The organism is Bradyrhizobium tropiciagri (assembly GCF_018130505.1).
Classification (GTDB): Bacteria; Pseudomonadota; Alphaproteobacteria; order Rhizobiales; family Xanthobacteraceae; genus Bradyrhizobium; species Bradyrhizobium tropiciagri_B.
Genome location: NZ_JAFCKH010000007.1, coordinates 244,141 through 267,337, shown reverse-complemented (window position 1 = coordinate 267,337; position 23,197 = coordinate 244,141). Strand labels below are relative to the sequence as shown.

General features: G+C 64.5%; 23 protein-coding genes. 8 read left to right on the top strand and 15 right to left on the bottom strand.

All coding sequences use genetic code 11. The features are described from left to right. Positions 1-42: 42 nt before the first annotated feature. The 5 genes from pdhA to eno form a co-directional block, all read right to left on the bottom strand. Positions 43-1,065 carry a pyruvate dehydrogenase (acetyl-transferring) E1 component subunit alpha gene (gene pdhA / locus JQ633_RS19535; RefSeq protein ID WP_211986684.1) on the bottom strand — a complete coding sequence of 341 codons (1,023 nt, stop codon included), beginning with the start codon at positions 1,063-1,065 and terminating at the stop codon, positions 43-45. A gap of 159 nt (positions 1,066-1,224) precedes the next feature. Beyond that, positions 1,225-1,539, bottom strand: a complete 315-nt coding sequence (locus JQ633_RS19530) for an FtsB family cell division protein (protein WP_211986683.1) — start codon at positions 1,537-1,539, stop codon at positions 1,225-1,227. Positions 1,540-1,640: 101 nt separating this feature from the next. After that, the gene (locus JQ633_RS19525) at positions 1,641-2,192 is read right to left on the bottom strand and encodes an NADPH-dependent FMN reductase (RefSeq protein WP_211986682.1); all 552 of its coding nucleotides are present in this window, start codon (positions 2,190-2,192) and stop codon (positions 1,641-1,643) included. A 267-nt stretch (positions 2,193-2,459) separates the two neighbouring features. Continuing rightward, entirely contained in the window at positions 2,460-3,599 is a 1,140-nt protein-coding gene (locus JQ633_RS19520) for a zinc-binding dehydrogenase (protein ID WP_211986681.1), read from the bottom strand. 45 nt (positions 3,600-3,644) lie between these two features. Continuing rightward, entirely contained in the window at positions 3,645-4,928 is a 1,284-nt protein-coding gene (gene eno, locus JQ633_RS19515; protein ID WP_211986680.1) for a phosphopyruvate hydratase, read from the bottom strand. A 124-nt stretch (positions 4,929-5,052) separates the two neighbouring features. Between eno and queF the strand changes: the two genes are divergently transcribed. Continuing rightward, positions 5,053-5,529 carry a preQ(1) synthase gene (gene queF, locus JQ633_RS19510; protein ID WP_211986679.1) on the top strand — a complete coding sequence of 159 codons (477 nt, stop codon included), beginning with the start codon at positions 5,053-5,055 and terminating at the stop codon, positions 5,527-5,529. A 3-nt stretch (positions 5,530-5,532) separates the two neighbouring features. Here queF and JQ633_RS19505 read toward each other — a convergent pair whose 3' ends face one another. The 5 genes from JQ633_RS19505 to kdsA all read right to left on the bottom strand — a co-directional run bounded on the left by JQ633_RS19505 (position 5,533) and on the right by kdsA (position 12,553). Next, the gene (locus JQ633_RS19505; RefSeq protein WP_211986678.1) at positions 5,533-6,843 is read right to left on the bottom strand and encodes a glycoside hydrolase family 5 protein; all 1,311 of its coding nucleotides are present in this window, start codon (positions 6,841-6,843) and stop codon (positions 5,533-5,535) included. 13 nt (positions 6,844-6,856) lie between these two features. Continuing rightward, positions 6,857-8,089: a VpsF family polysaccharide biosynthesis protein gene (locus JQ633_RS19500; RefSeq protein WP_211986677.1), complete on the bottom strand. Its 1,233-nt coding sequence runs from the start codon at positions 8,087-8,089 to the stop codon at positions 6,857-6,859. Between the two features lie 97 nt (positions 8,090-8,186). Beyond that, a complete protein-coding gene (locus tag JQ633_RS19495) occupies positions 8,187-10,313 on the bottom strand; it encodes a GumC family protein (protein ID WP_211986676.1) in 2,127 nt (708 codons plus the stop codon). A 157-nt stretch (positions 10,314-10,470) separates the two neighbouring features. Continuing rightward, positions 10,471-11,679 carry an MFS transporter gene (locus tag JQ633_RS19490; RefSeq protein ID WP_211986675.1) on the bottom strand — a complete coding sequence of 403 codons (1,209 nt, stop codon included), beginning with the start codon at positions 11,677-11,679 and terminating at the stop codon, positions 10,471-10,473. 16 nt (positions 11,680-11,695) lie between these two features. Continuing rightward, positions 11,696-12,553: a 3-deoxy-8-phosphooctulonate synthase gene (gene kdsA, locus JQ633_RS19485; protein WP_211986674.1), complete on the bottom strand. Its 858-nt coding sequence runs from the start codon at positions 12,551-12,553 to the stop codon at positions 11,696-11,698. Between the two features lie 165 nt (positions 12,554-12,718). On the opposite strand from kdsA, the gene JQ633_RS19480 reads away from it, so the two are divergent. Next, complete coding sequence (locus JQ633_RS19480) at positions 12,719-13,054, top strand: PAAR domain-containing protein (RefSeq protein ID WP_211986673.1); 336 nt, start codon at positions 12,719-12,721, stop codon at positions 13,052-13,054. A gap of 55 nt (positions 13,055-13,109) precedes the next feature. On the opposite strand, the gene JQ633_RS19475 is transcribed toward JQ633_RS19480, so the two are convergent. Together JQ633_RS19475 and JQ633_RS19470 are read right to left on the bottom strand one after the other, a co-directional pair. Then, positions 13,110-13,436: an NIPSNAP family protein gene (locus tag JQ633_RS19475; protein ID WP_211986672.1), complete on the bottom strand. Its 327-nt coding sequence runs from the start codon at positions 13,434-13,436 to the stop codon at positions 13,110-13,112. 198 nt (positions 13,437-13,634) lie between these two features. Further along, positions 13,635-14,666, bottom strand: coding sequence for a hypothetical protein (locus JQ633_RS19470; RefSeq protein WP_211986671.1), 1,032 nt, complete (start codon positions 14,664-14,666; stop codon positions 13,635-13,637). Between the two features lie 491 nt (positions 14,667-15,157). On the opposite strand from JQ633_RS19470, the gene JQ633_RS19465 reads away from it, so the two are divergent. From JQ633_RS19465 to JQ633_RS19455, 3 genes are all read left to right on the top strand, one after another. Next, the gene (locus JQ633_RS19465) at positions 15,158-15,832 is read left to right on the top strand and encodes a response regulator transcription factor (protein ID WP_211986670.1); all 675 of its coding nucleotides are present in this window, start codon (positions 15,158-15,160) and stop codon (positions 15,830-15,832) included. Further along, on the top strand, positions 15,829-17,208 hold the full coding sequence (locus JQ633_RS19460; RefSeq protein WP_211986669.1) for a sensor histidine kinase: 1,380 nt from the start codon (positions 15,829-15,831) through the stop codon (positions 17,206-17,208). The genes JQ633_RS19465 and JQ633_RS19460 overlap by 4 nt, the downstream gene beginning before the upstream one ends. Before the next feature lie 102 nt (positions 17,209-17,310). Next, positions 17,311-17,976 (top strand): class I SAM-dependent methyltransferase, encoded by a 666-nt coding sequence (locus JQ633_RS19455; protein ID WP_211986668.1) that lies wholly within the window; start codon positions 17,311-17,313, stop codon positions 17,974-17,976. A 44-nt stretch (positions 17,977-18,020) separates the two neighbouring features. On the opposite strand, the gene JQ633_RS19450 is transcribed toward JQ633_RS19455, so the two are convergent. Both JQ633_RS19450 and secG read right to left on the bottom strand, forming a co-directional pair. After that, positions 18,021-19,652, bottom strand: a complete 1,632-nt coding sequence (locus JQ633_RS19450; RefSeq protein ID WP_211986667.1) for a CTP synthase — start codon at positions 19,650-19,652, stop codon at positions 18,021-18,023. A 167-nt stretch (positions 19,653-19,819) separates the two neighbouring features. Continuing rightward, on the bottom strand, positions 19,820-20,221 hold the full coding sequence (gene secG, locus JQ633_RS19445) for a preprotein translocase subunit SecG (protein ID WP_211986666.1): 402 nt from the start codon (positions 20,219-20,221) through the stop codon (positions 19,820-19,822). A gap of 206 nt (positions 20,222-20,427) precedes the next feature. Here secG and JQ633_RS19440 point away from each other — a divergent pair, with 206 nt between their 5' ends. From JQ633_RS19440 to JQ633_RS19430, 3 genes are all read left to right on the top strand, one after another. Beyond that, positions 20,428-20,994: a helix-turn-helix domain-containing protein gene (locus JQ633_RS19440; protein ID WP_211986665.1), complete on the top strand. Its 567-nt coding sequence runs from the start codon at positions 20,428-20,430 to the stop codon at positions 20,992-20,994. A 3-nt stretch (positions 20,995-20,997) separates the two neighbouring features. Further along, positions 20,998-21,546: a GNAT family N-acetyltransferase gene (locus JQ633_RS19435; protein WP_211986664.1), complete on the top strand. Its 549-nt coding sequence runs from the start codon at positions 20,998-21,000 to the stop codon at positions 21,544-21,546. Positions 21,547-21,622: 76 nt separating this feature from the next. Next, a complete protein-coding gene (locus JQ633_RS19430; RefSeq protein WP_211986663.1) occupies positions 21,623-22,183 on the top strand; it encodes a hypothetical protein in 561 nt (186 codons plus the stop codon). A gap of 253 nt (positions 22,184-22,436) precedes the next feature. Here JQ633_RS19430 and tpiA read toward each other — a convergent pair whose 3' ends face one another. After that, a complete protein-coding gene (gene tpiA / locus JQ633_RS19425; RefSeq protein ID WP_211986662.1) occupies positions 22,437-23,189 on the bottom strand; it encodes a triose-phosphate isomerase in 753 nt (250 codons plus the stop codon). Positions 23,190-23,197: the final 8 nt, after the last annotated feature.

Here is a 23,197-nt window from a genome sequence, read left to right as displayed (position 1 = left end):
GCTCCCGGAAATCAGTCTTGAAGGTTCTTCTGCGCGGATGAATCAGCGGTAGACGTCGGTATAGAGCTCCGACGGATCGGGCTCCGGATCGTGCTGGGCGAAGTCGGCGGACTCGTTGACGATCTCGCGCACCTCGGCGTCGATCGCCTTCAAGTCCTGCTCGCTCGTGCCGGCAGCGAGCAGACGGTTACGCACCTGCTCGATCGGATCCTGATCGTGGCGCACCTTCTCGACCTCCTCGCGCGTGCGATACTTGGCGGGGTCGGACATCGAGTGGCCGCGATAGCGGTAGGTCTGCATCTCCAGGATGATCGGACCGTTGCCGCCGCGGCACCATGCCACGGCCTCGTCGGCCGCAGCCTTCACAGCGCGCACATCCATGCCGTCGACCTGCCTGCCGGGAATGTTGAAGGAGGCGCCGCGCTTGGAGAAATCCTGCTGCGCCGAGGCGCGCGAGACCGAGGTGCCCATCGCATAGCGATTGTTCTCGATGACGTAGATCACCGGCAGCTTCCACAGTTCGGCCATGTTGAAGCTTTCATAGACCTGGCCCTGGTTGGCCGCGCCGTCGCCGAAATAGGTCACGCTGACGGAATCGTTACCGCGATAGCGGTTGGCGAAGGCCAGCCCGGTGCCGAGCGACACTTGCGCGCCCACGATGCCGTGACCGCCGTAGAAGTGCTTCTCCATGCTGAACATGTGCATGGAGCCGCCCTTGCCCTTGGAATAGCCACCGCGGCGTCCGGTGAGTTCGGCCATCACGCCCTTGGCTTCCATGCCGCAGGCCAGCATGTGACCGTGGTCCCGGTACCCGGTTATGACCTGATCGCCGAGCTTGAGCGCCATCTGCATGCCGACGACGACCGCTTCCTGGCCGATATAGAGATGGCAGAAGCCGCCGATCGCACCCATGCCGTAGAGCTGGCCCGCCTTCTCCTCGAAGCGGCGGATCAGGAGCATGTCGCGCAGCGCCTTGAGTTCCTGCTCCTTGTTGAGCTCGGGCGGAGATCCTGCCTTCTCCTGCCCTGATTCCTTTGCGACGGTTTTCTTGGGTGCGGCGGCCATGGCAATTCCGGGTGAGAGAAGTTGGAAAACCCTCTCTAACCCAACTCAAATCGCCTTGGAAGAAGCGCGTGCGACGGACGAATAATTGCTATGCCGCACTGCAACGCGGCGCGACACTTTTGTGATAGCGCGCGGAGGTTTTTGAAATTTGAGAACGCGTCAGTTCTTGTTGATCCGAACCAGGTCCCGCGGATTGGCATAGTCGAGCTGGTAGCGCGCGCGCTCGTCCAGCATGTCTGGGTCGACGCGGTCGGTCCGCAGCAGCGACACCCGCTGCTCGCTCTCGGCCCGCTCCTTCTTCAGCCGCGCCAGCTCGGAGGTCAGCGCGATGATCTCCTGGTCGAGCTCCTGCCGGGCGTTGAGACCGTATTTGCCGGTGTAGGCGTTGACCCCGAAATAGCCGACCATCAGCGCCGCCATCGTGTAGAGGGCGAGGCCGGTGAGGATCGATTTGAGTCGCGTGCGGGAGACCATGGCCGCGACCATGCGGCCATGGCAGTTAATGGACCGCTAAGGCCCTTATATGAGCATGATCTTGTTCGGAAAACCGCTACGCACTTTTCCGGATCATGCTGTCAGCGGTTCTGCTTCTCGATGAACGCCGCAAACGCGTCGAGATATTGCTGCAACACGCCCTTCAACGCCTCTTTGGTGAGTTCGCCGCTCTCGTTAAAGGCATCGCCGACGCCGTTGAGATAGGTCTCCGGCTGGCCGAGGATCGGGCCGGCGATGCCGGGCAGGATGTTCTGCAGGTGCTTTGCGGCGCTGACGCCGCCGAGCGGACCGGGCGAGTTGGAGACGATGCCGACCGGCTTGCCGAGGAACGAACTCTTGCCATAGGGCCGCGAGGCGACGTCGATCGCGTTCTTCAGCACGCCCGGGATCGAACGGTTGTATTCGGGGGTCACGAACAGCACGCCGTTCGACTTCTGCAGCTTCTCGCGGAAGACCAGCCAGTCCGCCGGCGGCGCCGCCTCGAGGTCCTGGTTGAAGAAGGAAATGCCCTCGAGCGTCGTGACGTCGAGCTTGAGTGAGGCGGGCGCGAGCTTGGCCAGCGCATTGGCGATCTTGAGCGAGAAGCTCTGCTTGCGGATGCTGCCGACGATCGTGACGATGTTATAGGCCATAGCAAATTCCTTCGGACGTTTGGCTTGTGAACCGGGACAGGCCTTCACCTACCGGTGCGGCGAGAAAGATGCAAGTGCATGGATCAGCGAATTCCGGAAACGCAGCGTTCGGGAAATCCGGCCGACCGACACGACCGCGCGTAGCATCGTAGCCCGGATGCAGCGAAGCGAAATCCGGGGCCTCTATACGCGGACAGCGCGGTCCCGGATTGCGCTTCGCTACATCCGGGCTACAGGGCTACGGGTTCTTGAGCGCGACTGGCGCGGCTACATCGCCTTGTTCGGGTTGATCAGGAATTTCTCGCCGGTCGCGCGCTTGTTGTAGACGGCGATGTTGCTGAGCTGCAGCACCTCCTGCAGCGACACCACTTTGGTGTAGTGGCTGGCGAAGGTGGTCTTCAATTCCGCCACCACGCGCTGGCGCAGCTTGTTGCCTGCCTCCGGACCGATCTTCATCAGGAACGGGAACAGCAGCCAGCCGCCGACGCCCCAGGCCATGCCGAAGCCGCGCGGCAGCTCGATCGAATGGGTATCGAGGCTGCCATAGACATAGACCTGCTTGTGCACGTTCGAGCCGTAGCGGCTGTAAGCCTTGGCGGTCTTGTTGATCGCGGTCTCCATCGCGACCAGGATCTGGCCGGCCAGCTTGCCGCCGCCGATCGCGTCGAATGCGATGGTGGCGCCGGTCTCGACCAGCGCGCCCGTGAGATCGTCCATGAAAGTGGGCAACGAGGAATCGACGACGTGCTTGGCGCCGATCTTGTGCAGGATGTCGGCCTGCTCCTTGTTGCGCACGATGTTGACGAGGCCGATGCCGTCCTTGAGGCAGATCTTGTTGAGCATCTGGCCGAGGTTCGACGCCGCGGCGGTGTGCACCAGCGCCTTGTGGCCCTCGCGCCGCATCGTCTCGGTCATGCCGAGTGCGGTCAGCGGATTGACGAAGCAGGATGCGCCTTCGGCCGGCGTGGTGCCATCGGGCAGCGGCAGGCATTCGCCCACCCGCAGCGTGCGGTATTGCGCATACATTGCGCCACCGATCATCGCGACGGTGCGGCCCATCAGCGCCTTGGCGGCATCGGACGACCCGGTCCGGATCACGACGCCCGCGCCCTCATTGCCGACCGGCATGGACTCGTCGAGCCGCGCGGTCAGCCCGCCCAGCGCCGCCTCGGGCACCCGGGCGGTCACCACAGGCAATTCCCTTGTCCCGGAGACCTTGGCCGCCGACATGTCGGCCGGACCGATCAAGAGGCCGAGGTCGGACGGGTTGATCGGCGTCGCCTCGACCCGGACCACGACCTCGTCGGGTCCGGGCTCGGGGGTCGGGACATTGACCAGCGACAATTCCAGCTCGCCATCCTTCTTGAGCAGCGAACGCAGTTGCAGCCCGCTCTTGCCGTCGCTCATCCCGACCTCCCTGCTTTATGGTCTTGGTTCCGATCAGTTGGGGCGTTAGGCCAGCGCCTTCAAGGCCGCCCTGCCCGCATACTTCGCCTGGGTGCCGAGTTGCTGCTCGATACGCAGCAGCTGGTTGTACTTGGCGGTACGGTCGGAGCGCGCCAGCGAGCCGGTCTTGATCTGCCCGCAATTGGTCGCGACCGCGAGATCGGCGATCGTGGAGTCCTCGGTCTCGCCGGAGCGGTGCGACATCACGGCGGTGTAGCCGGCCTTGTAGGCCATCTCGATCGCGGACAGCGTCTCGGTCAGGGTGCCGATCTGGTTGACCTTGACCAGGATCGAGTTGCCGCGGCCGTTCTTGATGCCATCGGCGAGCCGCGTCACGTTGGTGACGAACAAATCGTCGCCGACCAGCTGGCACTTCTTGCCGATCGCGTCGGTCAGCTCCTTCCAGCCGTCCATGTCGTCCTCGGACATGCCGTCCTCGATGGTGACGATCGGATAACGGCCGACCAGATCGGCAAGATACTTCACCTGCTCGGAGCGCGAGCGGGTCTTGCTCTCGCCGCCATAGACGTAGGAGCCTTCCTTGAAGAATTCGGTCGAGGCGCAGTCGAGCCCGAGCAGGACATCGCCGCCCGCCTTGTAGCCCGCCTTGCCGATCGCGTTCATGATGAACTCGAGCGCGGCATCGGCGTTCGGCAGGTTCGGCGCGAAACCGCCCTCGTCGCCGACATTGGTGTTGTGGCCGGCCTTCTTCAGTTCGCCGCGCAGCGTGTGGAAGATCTCCGAACCGCAGCGCAGCGCTTCGGCGAAGCTGGTGGCACCGACCGGGAGGATCATGAACTCCTGGAAGTCGATCGGGTTGTCGGCATGCACGCCGCCATTGATGATGTTCATCATCGGCACCGGCAGCGTCCGCGCCGAGGTGCCGCCGACGTAGCGATAGAGCGGCATGTCGAAGGACTCGGCGGCGGCTTTGGCGCAGGCCAGCGAGACGCCGAGGATGGCGTTGGCACCGAGCCGGCTCTTGTTCGCCGTGCCGTCGAGATCGATCATGATCTGGTCGATCGCGACCTGGTCCTCGACGCTGTGATCGCTGAGCGCCTCGAAGATCTCGCCGTTGACGGCGGCGACCGCCTTCTCCACGCCCTTGCCGAGATAGCGCGCCTTGTCGCCGTCGCGCAGTTCGACCGCCTCATGCGCGCCGGTGGAGGCGCCCGACGGCACCGCGGCGCGGCCGATCGACCCATCCTCCAGCACCACATCGACCTCGACCGTGGGATTGCCCCGGCTATCAAGGATTTCGCGGCCGATGATGTCGATGATGGCAGTCATGAGAACCTCTTCTGGCAGTGGTCGGGTCGGATGGCGGTGCTTCTAGCGCAATGCATCGGGGCCGAAAAGGCCGGGTGACGGGCCCGCTATCATTAGCTAAGAGGACCCCACGGAGACCCCACCAATGGCGAAAAAGTCCAGCAAATCGAAGCCCTCAGGCGACCTGCAACTCGGCCGCGCGGTGGAGTGGCCCGACACGCCGGAGCAGGCCAAGCTCGACCGCGTCCCCAATCCGCAGGCTGGTACCGATTATCTGGTGCGCTTCACCGTGCCTGAGTTCACCTCGATCTGCCCGGTGACGGGACAACCGGATTTCGCTCATCTGGTGATCGACTACGTGCCCGGCCGCTTTCTGCTCGAATCCAAGTCACTGAAGTTGTTCGCCGCGAGCTTCCGCAACCACGGCGCCTTCCACGAGGATTGCACCGTGATGATCGGCCGGCGCATTGCGGACGAGATCAAGCCGAAATGGCTGCGCATCGGCGGCTACTGGTATCCGCGCGGCGGCATCCCGATCGACGTGTTCTTCCAGACCGGCCGCCTGCCGAAGGGCATCTGGGTTCCCGATCAGGGCGTCGCACCCTATCGCGGGCGCGGCTGACGTCTATCGCATCAGCATGCGGTCGGTGATGTCCTGCTGTTCGGGGCGATAATTGCCGATGCCCCATTCGGTTTGGATGCCGTAGGGCGGATCGTTCGATGGGCCGATCAACCACCAACTGGCGCTGATGGGCTGCTGGCCGGGACCAAACGCCGGGCCGCCTTGCCTGGCATATTCACCCGTCATGTATCCGATCAATGACGCGGCCCAGTCACGGTCGGCAGGTGTCCGTAGCGACGAACCCATTTCGCCGATCCAGACCGGCGCGATGTTGTCGCGGACCAGATAGCCCCAGCTCCGGTTCATCCGATCGACATAGTCCGTTCCACTTTGTGCGAGGCCAAATCGCGCAATATCGGAGACTTCATCCGGATACTCATGAACGGTGTAGACGAGTTTGTTTGCAATCGGCAATTTCACCGGATTGGTACCCGCGGCGGTCAGATTTCCCGCAGGCGCGGCGTATTTCGGATCCATCCCCGAGGCTGGCGGCGGCGGCGCGTAGAAGAACGGCCCGGGACAGATGATCAGCGCGTCCTTGTTGACCGACTGAATCGCCGAACCCACGCTTTCGCACATCGCCTTGATGTCCGTCGGCCCGCCGTCTCCCCAGGTGATGCGGCCCTTTTCACCGTTCGGCTCGTTATGCAGATCGAAGCCGATCACCGTGGCATTTCCGGCGAATGCCCGGGCGATCCGCTGCCAATTCTGCCTGAACGTTTCGGCGGTGACCCGCCCCTTGACGCCGCCGTCCCTGCTCGCGCTTCCCGGTCCCAGATCAAACCACAGACCGTTCTTCTGCTCGGTGCCTTCGTTGTTGTGATGGTCGAAAATCACCTTCAGGCCGATTTGTCCGGCGTAGCTGACGACCTTGTCGAACAGCTGCATCGTGGTGACGTAGCGATAGTGCCCATTGGCATCCGGCGCCGGATCGGCGACCAGATCCCAGTTCAGGCTGGTGTGAATCCAGCCGAGCCGATCGTTATAGCCATTGAGCCGTGCATCGAGACCGGCGTCGGTCCAGGGGATTCTGACCGTGTTGAATCCACCTCCGACGATCGAATCCAGCACCGTCCGGTAGCTCACGCGCCAAAGACCCGCGAGCACCGCACCCGGCGGGCTATCCGTTCCGTTCCAGCCGATCGATGCGATGCGGACACTGCGGCCGGCAGCATCCACGATCTGACTGCCCGACGTGCTCAGGAAACCGGGCGGCAGGAGTCGGCCGCCGCGCGCCGAGGGACGCTCGCTTTCGCCAACCTGAAGCACAATGGCGGGGGGAGCGATGTGCGAGTCCAATGCAAGGGCGGCCATGAGTTGATCCTCGTCAGGTCACGTAATCCCGCGAGACGTCCCGCCGCCGGAACAGCGTGGAGACGATGACGATGAAGATCGAGAAATTGACGAAGCGACCCGCGAATGATCCGAAGGTGTTGCAAAGCATCAGGTAGGTGACGATCGGAAAGATCACGTATGGCTCAAGCCGCTTGTAGACATCATACAGCAGCAGCAGCAGCCCCGACATGACGAGGGATGCGACCACCACACCCTGGTAGACGCTCATCTGAAGAAAAGGATTCTCGACGCCCCACTCGAGGCCGAACGTATAGACTTGCGCCCGCACGTAATCGGTGTTCGCGCCCCAGAGAAAGTCCGTCCAGTCGAACGACCACAGCAACGGCAACATCAAGACGCGGCTGCGGGCGCTGCCGCCGTCCTCCGTGAAGCGATCGAGGAACTGATCGAAGAAGCCGGCGTAGGCCAGAACGGCGATGGCAGCGATCCCGACCGGGACGACCGCGACGGCAAGGATCACATGGATGCGGGGAACGGGCTTTCCCCCGGCGAACCGCAGCACCTGCCACAGCAAGGCGAAGGCGACGATGATCAGGGTCAGCAGAAAGGCGGTCCTGCCGCCGAAGGCCAGCAGCGCCGTCATTTGCAAGGCAATCATCGGAACGCGCAAATTCGGCCGCAGCAGCCTGCCGGCGCCGAGCAGCAGGCTAACGATGTAGGCACAGGTGACGCTTGCCGCGTGAAGCGGATGGCTGAGAAAGGCGGTCGACCGCGGCTCCAGCGTCGAGTAGCCGTCCGGAGAGTATGTCATGAGCGGAAAGACGTTGATGCCGGAGACGAGCTCGAAAATGCCGACAACCGCATTGAGCGCGAAAAACCAATGCAGCAGGCGTTCGAGCCGGTCCATGTCGTGCGGCGGCACGAACGGCACCAGCATGCAGCACAGAAACAGATGCAGATCGGTGTCGAAATACATCCCGAATCCGCTTCGTTTGTCGATGACGATGTTGACCACCGCAAACGTCGCCGCAAAGAAGAAGTAGATCGTCCCGAGCTTGGTCGCGAGATAGTAGCGGGCAAGGTCGGCCTTGCGCGGATACGAGACGAGGAAGGCCAGGAACACGAAGACGATGAAATAGGTGGCGAAGTGTATCTTGGTCAGCGGCAACCCGCCGATCGACGAATAGTCATAGCCGACGAGATCAAGCAGGGTCGAGGGCACGAACAACAGGACGACGACATAGGCCGCGAGCAGGTTCTGCATGCGCGGGCCGGCAAACGGCAACCTCAGTCTGATCGTCCCTGCAGGCGGCGCGGCGTGCGAGAGCGTAACTTCGTCTCCGGCAACGCGACTGCTCAATTCATGCCGCCACTGTTTCGGGATCGGATTCCACGATGACGAATTTGGCCTTGATCCGGTTGTGCTTCAGCAGTTCGGCCAGAACCTGCGCATCATCCGTCCTGGCGCCCCTCGCGGACTCCAGGAAGATCACCTCGTCAGCCATGGCGTAAAGCCCGAATTCGGATGGTGTCCCGCCCAGTTCGCCGCCGTCGATAATGACGCAGTCGAAGCCGCGCGCCGCGATCAACGCAGTCGAGAGCAAAGCACGCATCCGGCGGTCCGGCGAAGCCAGTTTCGTGATGCCGACCGGAACGATTTGAATGTTCGTTCGTCCCAATGCGCGGGCCACCTCCCCGATAGCGGACTTGCCGGCCAGCACGTCGCGGAAACCAGCATGTTGGCCGAAGCGTAAGCGCGCCGTCACCGGATGGCGCGCCAGATCGGCATCGATGACCATCACCTTTTGCCCCGCCTCCTCGACCGAACGCGCCAGTTCCAGTGCGACCAGATCAAGCGAGGCCTCGGACGAGGCGCGGACCAGCAGCACCGAGTGCCCCGAGGGCCCGCCGAGCAGTTCCGCTGAAAAATCGCGCAACCGGACTGGGCGCTCCGTTCTGACGGGAGCGACGACTTCCGGCTGCAGCGGCGGCGAGACAGTTACGCGCCGCGCGGTCGGCTTCGGTGCTCCCCCGCCCCCGTTGTCGAGGCTTTCGCGCGCCAGGGCCAGGACGACGCCGAGGCTAAGGCCGCCGAACAGTGCCACGGCCAGGATGATCGCGGTCGGAGGCCAGCTTTTGCGATCCGGTGGCGACGCTTGCGAGATCAGCCTGATATTGGTGGTGTCGATCACTTCCTGTACGCCCGCGGTCTTGGCCTTTGCGAGAAACGTCTCGTAGAGGGCGCGATCGGAGTCCGCCTTGCGCTCCAGCTCACGCAGCGGCACCATGACCTTTTCGTTGTTCTCCGAGAGCTTCTTCAATGAATCGAAGCGTGCTTGCAGCGTCTGCACGTTGGTTCGCTCGCCAGCGGCCGCGTTGCGGACCGCTGCGGCGATCAGCTTGACTTCGTTCTTGATCGCGACCTGAACGTCCTGGAGCTGCGCGCGCGCAGACCGGAGCGCCGGATGATTGGGACCGTTGATCAGCGCCAGTTGCGCTTCTTCGCGTGAAGCGTCCGCTGCACGGGCGCGAAGCTGCGCGATCGTCGCCGACTGCACTGCTTCCGGCAGCGCCTCCAGCTGCGCGCCCCCGGCTTCGATCGATTCGATCACCTTGACGCGCGCCAGGATCTCGTTCAGCCGCGTCTTCGCATTCGTCAGTTGGGTATTGGCTTCGTCGAGCTCCTGCTCGGTCACCAATCTGTTTCGCGCGCCCACCAGATTGTTGGCGGCCTTATAGGCTGCGACAGCCTGTTCCGACTGGTTGACGGAAGCACGCATCCGGTCCAGCTGCGATGTGATCGCGTCCGAGATGCGGCGGTTGAAATTCGAGTTTGCACTGGCCTGCCCTTCCAGAAAGGCATTGGCCACGGCGTTGGTGAGCCTAGCCGCCTGCTCAGGCGTGCGGGCCGACACCATGATATCGATGACGAACGAACGGTCATTACGCTTGACCGCCGTGTTCAGGCGCAAATTGCGCAAGGCGACCAGTTCGGGAGGCTTGTTCTGCGATAATCCGAGCAGCGCCTTGATCGCGCCCGTGAGGTCGTTCCGGCCGTTGAAATCCGGATCGCTGGCCAGCTTCATCTCGTCGACGACGCGCGTCAGCACTTCACCGGACGTGATGATTTTCAGCTGGCTTTCAACCAGCAGCAAGCCGTCGCCGGGCACGGAGTTCTGCACCGAGGGCTCGTCCTTCGGCGTCGGGCGGTCGCGTGGATCGACATAGACCTCGGCGGTCGCGGTATAGGCGGGCCGCGCGAACGCGACATACGTCACCGCCATCGCGCAGAAGGCCGCAGCCACCCCGAAGACCCAGGCCTTGCGCCGGAACAGGATGCCGGTCACATCCTTGAAATCAACGCCGTTCGGAACCGGGGAATCGGCAACGTTCGGAACCTGAGGATCGACACCGTGCGGAAGCTGACCACTCGCATCGCGCAGAATGGCGTTGATTGCCTTGCCGCCGTTTTTGTACTGACCCGTCATTCCAAATTCCAACGCGACGGGCACCACAACGCTTCGGACCAGCCGACGGCCGCAACCTAAACAGGTACAGTTAATCCGCGGTTACTTGACCCTGCCGCGCCTCCCCGTAGAAAGTCTTGTGCGAACCAGATACCGCCGGCGAAGCGACGGTTAGCTGCTACGGCTCGACGTCCGGCCGCGCAGCGGCATCGGCCGGCCTGCCCTGTTTCAAAAATCTCGCGCAGATGAAGCCGAGCACCACCATCACGACGGCGGCCGAGACCAGCGTCGGCGTCTTGCCGGCGTGCTGCAGGCCGAAACCATAGGCGATCGGGCCGACAGTCTGGCCCATGAAGAAGAAGAACGAATGCAGCGACAGCGCAGTGGCGCGCGCCTCGACGGATAGTTCGCTGGCGAATACCTGCAGGCAGCCATGGATCATGTAGAAGCCGAGGCCCATCACCAACAAGCCCGCCATCTGCAGCTTCCAGAGCGGGCCGAAGGCGACGCCGACCAGCTGGGTCGCGACCAGCGTCGCGCCGACCACCATCATGCCGCGGACGCCGAGCCACGGCAGCAGGCGCGACACCGTCAGCGTGTAGATCAGTCCGCCGATCGCAAAGCCGGCGATGACGATGCCGGCGATCGACAGCGAGGTTTCGCCGAGCTCGAACAGGAATGCGGCGATGAACGGAAACAGCCCGAGCACGCAGCAGCCTTCGATGAAGACCGCCGAGTAGCAGATCCGCGCGTTGGGATTGGTGAAGATGGTGCGATAGCCGTGGCGCAGCGCCTTCAGGCTGGTTCGCGGCGGCCGGTTCAATTCGGCGCCGCGAAAGCCTGCCGCTACCGCCAACGCCACGATGATGACGAGGCCGCCGAGCACGGCGAGCACGCCACGCCAGCCGAGCAGATCGCCGATCAGGCCGGAGGCTGTCGCGCCGAGCAGATTGCCGGTCATCGATCCCGCCAACGTGCGCCCGATCGCGAGCTGCCGCTTCTCGGGACCGACGAGATCGGAGGTCAGCGACAGCGCCACCGGAAACACTCCGCCCGAGCCGATGCCGGCGAGGACGCGCGTCACGAACAGCATCGGGAACGAGGTCGAGAGCGCGCCGAGGATGTTGGCGACGCCGAGCAACACGAGGCAGATCGTCATCAGCCGGGCCTTGCCGAACAGGTCGGCGGCGGCCCCGATCGCCGGCTGCACCGCGGCGAAGGTGAAGGCGTACACCGCAGCGAAGCTCGCCGCGGTCGCGATACTGACGGAGAAATCCTCGGCGACATGCGGCAGCACCGGATCAAGCGCGCGCACCGACAGGCTCGCGGCGAAGGTCGCCAGCGTGATGACATTGAGGGCCGGCGGCATGCCGCTCGTTGCGGTCATGTCCCGATCCGCCGCGTCAGGGCATCGTCTTGGCGAGCGAGTCGAAGTCCATCAGCCGCTTGACGAGGGATTCGAAATCGCGGAGCGGCACCATGTTCGGGCCGTCGGACGGCGCGTGATCCGGATCGGGATGGGTCTCGATGAAGACGCCGGCGACGCCGACCGCGACCGCGGCGCGAGCCAGCACCGGCACGAACTCGCGCTCGCCGCCCGACGAGGTGCCCTTGCCGCCCGGCTGCTGCACCGAATGGGTGGCATCGAAGATCACGGGCGCACCGGTGGTGCGCGCCAGGATCGGCAGCGCGCGCATGTCCGAGACCAGCGTGTTGTAGCCGAACGACGCACCGCGCTCGGTGACCAGCACATTGGCGTTGCCGGCGCTGGTGATCTTGCTGACCACATTGGCCATGTCCCAAGGCGCCAGGAATTGCCCCTTCTTGACGTTGACGACCTTGCCGGTCGCCGCCGCGGCCAGCAGCAGATCGGTCTGCCGGCACAGGAAGGCCGGGATCTGCAGCACGTCGACCGCCTGCGCCACTTCAGCGCACTGGGCAGGTTCATGCACGTCGGTCAGCACCGGCAGGCCGAGCGACGAACGGATTTCGGCGAAGATCGGCAGCGCCTGCGCAAGGCCGATGCCGCGCGCGGCGGAGGCGCTGGTGCGGTTGGCCTTGTCGAACGACGTCTTGTAAACCAGACCGACCTTCAGCCGCTCGGCGATGTCCTTCAGCGCCGAAGCGACTTCCAGCGCGTGCGCACGGCTCTCGAGCTGGCAGGGCCCGGCAATGATCTGGAGCGGCAGGTTATTGCCGAACTGCACCGATCCAACGGCGACGACGGGCGCGGCGGCCTGCGCGGAAACGTGACTGGTCAATATGTTGCATCCTTTCGCGGCCCGACCATGCAAGCTGAGGCCTGAGGGATCAAGCCATCCCCGCGATGGAGGGGGTTGCACTGACGCCGTGGGAGCGCCGTGCTATCATATTCCCGCCCCGAGCGCCGCTATAGACTGCGCCGGAACCGAACCCGTGAGGGACAAATGCGCCTATCGCTCGTGATCTCAGCCGCCGTCGTGCTGTCCACAGCCGCAGCGCCGGCGCTCGCCCAGACCGCCAGCCAGCCCGGCGTCGTCACCAGCGGCGCCACCGGCGTCACCATCAACGGCAAGCCGGCCGCGCGCAGCGGCGACACCACCAGCAATGGCGGCGCGCTGGTCGAGGGAGTGCCCAACGTCCTGATCAACGGCAAGCCGGCGGTCGTGGTCGGCGACCGCAACCATTGCGGCGGCAAGGCCGCCTCCGGCAGCAACGGCGTCTTCATCAACGGCAAGCCGATGGTGCGCCAGGGCGACCAGACCTCGGGCTGCGCGCAATAGCTCACGGTGTTCGGGCGCGACGGGATCATCCGTCGCCCCGTCCCGTGACACGCGATCACTTCACCGATGAGAACGACGTCGGCACCAGCAGCTGGTTGACGATGTTGAGCACGATCTGGCCGTCCTCCTCGGTCTTGGCGCGCGCCGTGATCCATTCCGGATCGGTCTGGAAGGCGGTCCACTTCTTCTCGCGGTCGGCCAGCGACTCCCAGGCCAGCAGGTAGGTCAGCTCCTGATTGGATTCGCCGACCAGGGTGGTGAAGAAGCCGGCCTGCTTGATGCCGTGCTTCTCCCACAGCTTCAGCGTGATGGTCTCGAAGCGCTTGAGCAGCGCCGGCAGCCGGCCCGGCAGGCAACGATAGACGCGGGTCTCGTAGATCACTGGTGGTCCTCCCAGATTTGTTTTGCGCGGGCGGTTATAGCGAGCGGCTTCCCGGCTGTCTTGAGGGGCGACAACATGGCAGCGTTGGGCATCCGGCAGGACGCAACGTCACGTCGTGCTTTCAAAATAGTCGGACAGGTTCGCCAAGGCGAAGTTTACGCCCGTCGCGGACGACCTCCACGCTTCTGCGTTGTCGACCTATCTTGGAAAAAACAGCGACATGTCGCGGATGGAGATCGGAATCATGGTTTCCGCGAACGTCGTGTTTGTGCCCGGATTGGGCGTTCCGAACTTGCCCTTGTCGCGGTCGAGGATCGCGCGCACGCGGAGAAGAATGCGATTGTCGCGGACATCGGCCTCGTAGGTAATGAAGTCATCGTAGGCCAGGATCGGGCTCTGCCAGATATCCGATACCTTCTGCAGGAAGTCGCGCGACAACCCGACGCGGCACGTCAGCAGGACAATCAGGGGCTTCGTCTCCCTGAACGTCTGGGACAGGGTCTGGAAGAGCGCGAAATTCTTCAGGCGCCTGTCGGATCCGGCCGGGCGGGTTCGTTCGTCAATTTCCTTCTCCGAGAATTTGATCGTGGCGTTTGGCGGCGGCTTTTCGTCGTAGAAGACGTTCGCAAACGTCTTCGGATCGCGGCTCGATCCCACCCCGCCAATCCGCAGCACAGTGCGTTCGGCCAGATCGAAGCCGCCGCTCGCCGAAAAATCCGACTTTGCGATTCCGTGTCCCACCGCGAAAAGCAGCAGGCCGTTCGGGCCGGCCGATCTGATGAGCGCCTGGAGTTGCCGCACCGCGACCGCGGGGGGGCCTGCCGGCGAAGGCTTCTTCTTCAGGAGGGTCTTGTGAGCCTGCTCGACCTGGGTCGCCCACCTGTTCGGGAACGGGTGGCTCTGCGAGATGATGAGCCCCAACGGTTGCTCCGGCACCTTGAACGCCAGCAGCGACCGCGACCTCTGGAGCTCTTTTGCACTGATCTCATCGTCGAGCGACCGAATAGTCATCTTGCCGACGATGTTGTCGGCGACAGTCTGGTAGGCTCGATTGATGATGCCTCGCTTCTTCTTGTAGCTGAGGACGGCGGCGGCGGTCGATTTCCCGTAGAGGCGGCCCGCGATCTCTTCCGGCGCTATCCTCGCCTCGTCCAGCACCACGAGCGCCTCTTGAACGAGCGACACATGATCACCCGAGTCGCCTGTCACGACGTGCGCGGGGTCAGACACCAGACATGTCTGAAGGCGAGCGTTCCCGCCGAACCATCTCGACACAAGAGGCATACCCGGGTCCTCCGCGCGGTAAAAAATTCAGTCTGGTCCCGCCGATCGGCGCAAATTGTCGATCTTTGGCCCGCGGGCCAAGCCGTTGAATGTCAGGTTGAATGTTGGTGTTGAGTGACTAACGGACAGATCCGCCTTACCCCAAGGCAGCCGATTTTTTCAGCACGCAATCTAGAGCGCGGACATCACCTCACTTGAACCGCGTTTGAAACAAGCATTCCGGCGAATGTCTATTTGCCGAAACGTCGCAACGACCGCGACTAGTTCCGATTCGGCCGGATTTGCTGTCTGAAGACTCGCACTGAAATCGACTGCTTTTCTGCCTATTTATTGACAACATGGCACCCCTGCCCGCTCCATCAGCGCCATTCCCGCAATGTTGCTGCAATGTTGGCCGCCATAGAACCGGGGGGTTGGAGAGCCGGATAACGAGCAACATGCGGATTTTGCTGGTGGAAGACGAAGCCGAGATGGCGGCGGCGCTGTCGCAGGCGCTGAAGGCCTACGACATGGTGGTGGACCACGTCCCCAGTCTCGCCGAGGCCGAGGAGGCGATTTGCGCCGACGTGCACGCGGCCGTGCTGCTCGACCGCCAGCTGCCCGACGGCGACGGGCTCGCGCTGATCCCGAAATTGCGCGCACGCGCCGACGGCGTACCGATCATCGTGCTGACCGCGCGCGGCGATCTCGCCGACCGCGTCATCGGCCTCGACAGCGGCGCCGACGATTATCTGGCAAAACCTTTTGCGGTCGAGGAATTATTGGCGCGGCTGCGCGCCGTGCTGCGCCGCCCCGCCGGCCTGCAGCTCGAGATCATCCGCGCCGGGCGCGTCGCCTTCGACTGCAGCCATCGTGAGGTCAGCGTCGACGGCCGCCCGCTCGACCTGCCGCGGCGCGAACTGCTGGTGCTGGAGGCGCTGCTGCGGCGAACCGGACGCACCGTGCTGCGCGGCGCGCTGGAGGAAGCCGTCTACAATTTCGACGACGAGATCCAGTCGAATGCGCTCGACACACACGTCTCGCGGCTGCGGCGCAAGCTTGCCGACAACGACGCCGGGATCGAGATCCACAGCATCCGCGGCGTCGGCTATCTCCTGAAGCAGACCTCATGAGCGAAACCGCCGATCATTATTGCCTGCGCTCGTATCTCAGCTGGCGGCTGGTCGCGCTGCAGGCAGTGATGCTGGTCACGCTCATCGTGCTCTTGATCGCCGCCCTGTGCGCGTCCGGCGTCCTGGTGGTGCCGCGCGACGAAGACCATGTCATCGCCGTCGTGCAGCACGCGCTCGCACGCGACGCGCAAGGCAGCCTCGTGCTGCGCCCGACGGCCGAGCTGAACGAGCTGCGCGACAACACGCCCGATCTCTGGTTCCTGGTGCGCGACCCGCAGGGCCATTCGCTGTCGGAGGGCCCGGTGCCCGGCGAATTCGCCCGGCTCGGCGATGCGCTCAACGAGATCAGCCAGGCGCGGCTCGGCTGGCAGATGTTCGAGGACGATCCGCGCAAGACGCCGGCGCGCATGAAACGCGTTCACGCCGACATCGGCCTCGTGCAGATCATGACCGCGACGGAAGGACCGATGTCGCGCGCGCGGACCGTGCTCGCCACCTCGGTCGCCTTCCTCGCGATCGCCCTGCCCGGGCTTCTCCTGATGGCCGCGGCGACCTTCGTGGCGACGCCAATGGTGGTCAGGCGCGCCTTCGCCGGCCTCGACACCGCGGCGGAGGAAGCACGCCGGATCGATTTCCGCCGGCGCGGCAGCCGGTTGTCGGCGGACCACCTGCCGCTCGAAGTCGCGCCGCTGGTTGCCGCCATCAACGATGCGTTGAAGCGGCTCGACCACGGCTATGCGCGCCACCAGCGCTTCGTCGCCGACGCCGCCCACGAATTGCGCACGCCGATCGCGATCCTCAACACCCGGCTGGAAGCGCTGCCGGCAAGCCCGGAGAGGACGCGCCTGCTGGAAGACTCGGCGCGGCTGGCAACGCTGGCCGAGCAGCTGCTCGACATCCAGCGCTTCGACCAGTGCCGCAATCCGCTGGTCCGCGTCGACCTCGTCGCGGTCGCACGCAGCGTCGCCGCCGACCTCGCGCCGCTCGCGATCGCGGCCGGCTATGAACTGTCGCTCGACACCGCGGCGGACCAGGTCGACACGCTCGGCGACCGCGCCGCGCTGGAGCGCGCGCTGACCAACCTGGTGCAGAACGCCATCCAGCATGGCGGCCGGCGCGGCACCATCACGATCCGTGTCGGCAGCACCGCGACGGTCGACGTCACCGATGAAGGCGACGGCATTCCATCGGACGAGCGCGCGCGGATCTTCGATCCGTTCTACCGGCTGGCTCCGCTCGATCGCGGTGCCGGTCTCGGACTCAACATGGTGCGCGAGATCGCAAGACTGCACGGCGGTCACGTTTCCGTGCTCGATGGTCCGAAGGGCGGTGCGTGCTTCCGCCTCACGCTGCCGCCGGCGCCCTTCGCGCAGTGATCGGCAACATCGCGCAATGTTGTCGCAATGCAGCTCCCGCAAACAGGTGATCACGCTTCGCAGTTTGAATCGAAGCACGGTCACACATTGCTGGGAATGCAAATGTCACACGACTTCCTCTCTTTCTTCACGGCATGGATGGCGGCACCCGGCCGCGTCGGCGCGATCGCGCCGTCGGGCGCGGCGCTCGCCGAACTGATCACGCGCGACATCAGCGCCGACACCGGACCGATCCTGGAGCTCGGTCCGGGCACGGGCGCGTTCACCTATCAACTGCTCAAGCGCGGCGTGCGGCAACAGGATCTCACGCTGATCGAATACGGCTCCGATTTCATGCGCCTGCTGCAGCTCCGCTTTCCCGGCGCACGCGTGCTGTGGATGGACGCGGCGCGGCTGGCGTCGGAACGGCTCTACGCCGGCGCGCCCGTCGGCGCTGTCGTCAGCGGCCTGCCGCTGCTCAACATGTCGCCGCGCAAGGTGATCTCGATCGTCAGCGGTGCGTTCAGCTATCTGCGTCCCGGCGGCGCATTCTATCAGTTCACCTACGGCATGCGCTGTCCGGTGCCGCGGCCGATCCTCGACCGGCTCGGCCTGCGCGCCACGCTGGTCGATCGCGCGCTGCTCAACGTGCCGCCCGCCGCCGTCTACCGGCTGACCCGGCGGCCGCAATACCGGCTGATCACGCGCGACGCCGCGCCGGCTGATGATTCATCCGTCGCGCGCGTCAACGGCGAACGCCGCGCGCACGAGGATTGCACGCCCGCGTAAGCGCGATGTTGACGGGCTATCCGTACCGAGCGCCAGGAGCCGGATCAGACCAGCCGGCTCTGCTTCGCCGCCGCCTCGATGAACGAGGCAAACAGCGGATGCGGCTCAAAGGGCCGCGACTTCAGCTCGGGGTGGAACTGGACGCCGATGAACCAGGGATGATCCTCGTACTCCACGATCTCGGGCAGCACGCCGTCGGGCGACATGCCGGAGAAGCGCAGGCCGTGCTGCTCGAGCCGGTCCTTGTAGGCGGTGTTGACTTCGTAGCGATGGCGATGCCGCTCGGAAATCTCGGTCGCGCCGCCATAGACCTGCGAGACGCGGCTGCCGCGGTTGAGCGCCGCGGGATAGGCCCCGAGCCGCATCGTGCCGCCGAGGTCGCCGGCCTGCGAGCGCTTCTCGAGCTCGTTGCCGCGCAGCCATTCGGTCATCAGGCCGACCAACGGCTCCTCGGTCGGACCGAATTCGGTCGAGTTGGCGTTCTCGATGCCGACCAGATTACGCGCCGCCTCGATCACGGCCATCTGCATGCCGAAGCAGATGCCGAAATACGGCACGTCGCGCTCGCGTGCGAACTGCGCCGCCTTGATCTTGCCCTCGGCGCCGCGCTGGCCGAAGCCGCCGGGCACCAGGATGCCGTTGACGTGCTCGAGGAACGGCGCCGGGTCCTCGTTCTCGAACACCTCGCTCTCGATCCAGTCGAGATTGACCTTCACCTTGTTGGCGATGCCGCCGTGCGAGAGCGCCTCGATCAGCGATTTGTAGGCATCCTTCATGCCGGTGTACTTGCCGACGATCGCGATCGTCACCGCACCTTCCGGATTGCGGACGCGCTCGTTGATCACGTTCCAGCTCTGCAGCGCCGGCGGGATCTTGGCGGTGATGCCGAATGCGGCCAGCACCTCGTCGTCGAGGCCGGCGGCGTGATAGGCCTCGGGCACCGCGTAGATGTTGTCGACGTCGCGCGCCTCGATCACCGCGCTTTCACGCACGTTGCAGAACAGGCCAAGCTTGCGGCGCTCTTCCTTGGGGATCTCGCGGTCGGTGCGGCACAGCAGGATGTCGGGCTGGATGCCGATCGAGCGCAGCTCCTTCACCGAATGCTGCGTCGGTTTTGTCTTGAGTTCGCCGGCACTTGGAATGTACGGCAAAAGCGTCAGGTGAATGTAGACCGCATGATCGCGCGGCAGCTCGTTCTTGAGCTGGCGGATCGCCTCGAAGAACGGCAGGCCCTCGATGTCGCCGACGGTGCCGCCGATCTCGACCAGCACGAAATCGTACTCGTCATTGCCGGACAGCACGAATTCCTTGATCGCGTTGGTGACGTGCGGGACCACCTGGATAGTGGCGCCGAGATAATCGCCGCGGCGTTCCTTGGAGATGATGTCCTGGTAGATGCGCCCGGTCGTGATGTTGTCGGCCTTGGTGGCCGGCCGTCCGGTGAAGCGCTCGTAGTGGCCGAGATCGAGATCGGTCTCGGCGCCGTCATCGGTCACGAACACTTCGCCGTGCTGATACGGCGACATCGTTCCGGGATCGAGATTGAGATAGGGGTCGAGCTTGCGGAGACGGACCTTGTACCCGCGAGCCTGCAGCAGGGCACCGAGTGCCGCTGAAGCCAGACCCTTGCCGAGCGATGAGACCACGCCGCCGGTGATGAATATGTACCGCGCCATGGGACTTTACCTTTAATCCGCTTCCTGCGATTCGCAAAACGAATCGGCTCTCCCCGGCAAACTACCGGCCGGGCTGTGGGTGACGTCAAATTGACAGCGATTTCAGACTATTGATGGGGATTTCTGATGCAGGATGCCAGCGCCGCATCCTGCATGGCCACCCTGCTTTATTGCGACTGTGGCGCCTGCGGGCCGGACGGCGCCGCCGGGGCCTGCTGGCCCTGCTGCTGGTCGGCCTTCTTCAGCGAATCGAGGATGCCGCCCGAGGTCGGCGCCGTGATCGGGGCGCCACCGGCCGGCTGCTGCTGCTGGGCCGGCGCGCCGGTGCCGATGATCGAGCTCGGCTTGCGGTCGTAGCCCGCGTACCACGACAGGAACAGGCTGGTCAGGAAGAAAAGCCCCGCCAGGATCGACGTGGTCCGCGTCAGCAGGTTGGCGGTACCGCGGCTCGACATGAAGCCGGCGCCGCCCCCCATGCCAAGGCCGCCGCCTTCTGATTTCTGCAGCAGCACCGCGCCGATCAGCACGGAGACGATCATGAGATGGATGATGATAACGACAGTCTGCATCGCAAGCCTTCCGTCACAAGCCGCCAAGCGGCCAGACACAAACGGCGCTATCGGCTTTGCGGGTTTTCGTGAAGTCGCGCCCTGTTACACGATTGCACCGGGCATTGTCACCCCCGAGATAGTCGCAGGATGTGCGATCACAAGCGAACTGCGACAGCGCCAATCCAGCACTTGATTGCCTTGCCATCTTCCATAATAATGGACGAATGGATACTTTAGTAGACGATTTGAGCCAGCGGCTGGCGCAGCGAATCCGGCTCGAACGCGACGGCAGGGGCTGGTCATTGGCCGACCTCGCGGAACGCTCCGGCGTCTCCAAGGCGACGATCAGCAAGATCGAACGCGCCGAGGTCAGCCCGACCGCGGTCGTGCTGGTGCGCCTCGCCGGCGCCTTCGACCTCACGCTGGCTGGCCTGATGCTGCGCGCCGAGGGCCCCGGCGAGCGGCTGTCGCGCGCCGCCGCGCAGCCGGTCTGGCGCGATCCCGAGAGCGGGTATCTGCGCCGCCAAGTCTACAGCCGCCCCGATCATCCGGTCGAACTGGTGCGGGTCGAGCTTCCCGCCAAGCAGGCCGTCACGCTGCCCGCCTCGTCCTACGCCCATATCCGCCAGCTGGTTTGGGTGCAGAGCGGCAGCCTCGTCATCACCGAAGGCGGCACGCGCCACGCACTCGCCGCCGGCGACTGCCTCGGCTTCGGCCCACCGGCCGAGACCACTTTTGCCAACGAGAGCAACGCCGCGTGCTCTTATGTCGTTGCGCTGGCCCGGAGCTGATGCATGCCGCCGTTCCTGATCAAGCCGCTCGATGATCAGCCGCAGATTCGCGACGCGCTCGGCACGCTACTGGTCGAGACCGTCGCAAGCGGCGGCTCGGTCAGCTTCCTGCACCCGCTTGCGCGGGATGAGGCGCTGGCGTTCTGGCAGGACTCGCTGCGGGCGGCCGCGCAGGGCGAACGCATCGTGCTCGGCGCGTTCGACGGCGATGCGCTGATCGGCACCGTGACGCTGCTGCTCAAACTGCCGCCGAACCAGCCGCATCGCGCGGAGATCGCAAAAATGATGACACGCGTCGCCCATCGCAAGCGCGGCGTGGCGACGGCGCTGATGCGGGCCGCCGAACGGCTCGCCGTCGCCCACGGCCGCACGCTTCTCGTGCTCGACACCGCCGAGGAGGACGGCGCTGCGGCTCTCTATGAGCGGCTGGGCTTCCAGCTCACCGGCCTCATCCCCGACTACGCGCTGAAGCCGCATGGCGGGCTGACTGGCACGCTGATCTATTGGAAGAAGCTTGAGCGCATGAATAGCGTCGAAAGTGGTTCAACCTGACGCGCTTCTCTAACTTTCGACCGCTTCTGCGAGTCGAATCATCCAAACTTGCGTCCACCGCCCGTGAGAGGTCGTCATGCCGGACTATCAGAACCTTGACCAACCAGCGGCATCCGGGCTTGGCGGGCGCACGGCTGTCCGGACCGTATGCTTTGCTGCCGCTGTTGGGCTGGCGATGCTCACAAACCTGCGCGCGAACGCCGACCCTTGGGTTCAAAGGCCTGTCCTGAAATGGCCCCAACGAGTTGTGCTCGCGGTGCCGGATTTTATCGCACCGAGTCCTGAAGACGCCGGGTCGGCCCATATGCTCTCGCAAATCATCGCCGATGATCTTAGCCAAAACGGCGTTTTCGAACCGATCGATCGGCTCGCACTTCTTGATAGGAAAGTCAGCGTCGACGAGTTGCCTCAGTTTGCCGATTGGCGCGCCACCAGAACAGAGGAGTTAGTTGTGGGGCGCGTCGTTCGCCGGCCTGACGGTCGCATCCAAGTCGCGTTCAGGCTTTGGGACGTCGCCAGTGGCCAACAACTCACAGGCCAGGAATATGTTGGCTCTCCCGATGACCTCAGCCGCATCGGCCACATGATTTCCAGCGACATCTATGAGCGCGTAACCGGCGAGAAAGCGCACTTTTGACGTAACGGCTCGCCCTGAAGAATCAGGACTGAGCCACTCGCACCAGCATGGCGGCCTCACTGGCACCTTGATCTACTGGAAGCGCAGATCGGCACAGCGGAATAGCTGCCAATCCGTCATCCTGAGGCGCGAGCTCTTGCGATCCTCGAAGGATGAATCGGCCTCCAGCCGGGCCGTCGACCCTTCGAGACGCGCGCGTTGCGCGCTCCTCAGGGTGACGGTGAACAGGGTCAGCGCGCAATGCGCGAGCTGCTCAGCAACCCGCCGCGATCGCCAGAAAGTCCGCCGCCTTCAGGCTCGCGCCGCCGACCAGCGCGCCGTTGACATTGGCAACCGCCATCAGTTCCGCCGCGTTCGACGGCTTGACCGAGCCGCCATAGAGAATGCGGACCTTCGCGCCCTCGCCCTTGAAGCGCTCGGCGAGCACGCCGCGGATGAACCTGTGCACCTCCTCGACATCCTTGGCGGTCGGCGTCAGGCCAGTGCCGATCGCCCAGACCGGCTCATAAGCCACCACGAGATTGGCCGACGTCGAGCCGTCGGGCAACGAACCTGCAAGCTGGGTGCCGCAGACATCGAGCGCCTTGCCGGCATCGCGCTGCTCGCGCGTCTCGCCGATGCAGACGATCGCGGTCAGACCGGCCCGCCAAACGGCCTCCGCCTTCTGCCGGATCAGTGCGTCGGTTTCGCCGTGATCGGCGCGGCGCTCGGAATGGCCGACGATGATGGCGGTCGCACCCAAATCCTTGAACATCTCCGCCGAAAGGTCCCCGGTATGCGCCCCCGACGCCTTCGGATGGCAATCCTGGGCGCCGACCGCGACCTTGCCGCCGCGCGCCTTCTCCGCGAAGGCCCCGACCAGCGTCGCCGGCGGACAGACCAATAGGTCGGCTTTTCCCGTCACATTGCCGGCACCCGCCAGCATCGCCTCGAACTCGGCCATCGAAGATGTGAGGCCGTTCATTTTCCAGTTGCCGGCGATCAGCGGCCGGATGGCGTCGGTCATGTCAGATT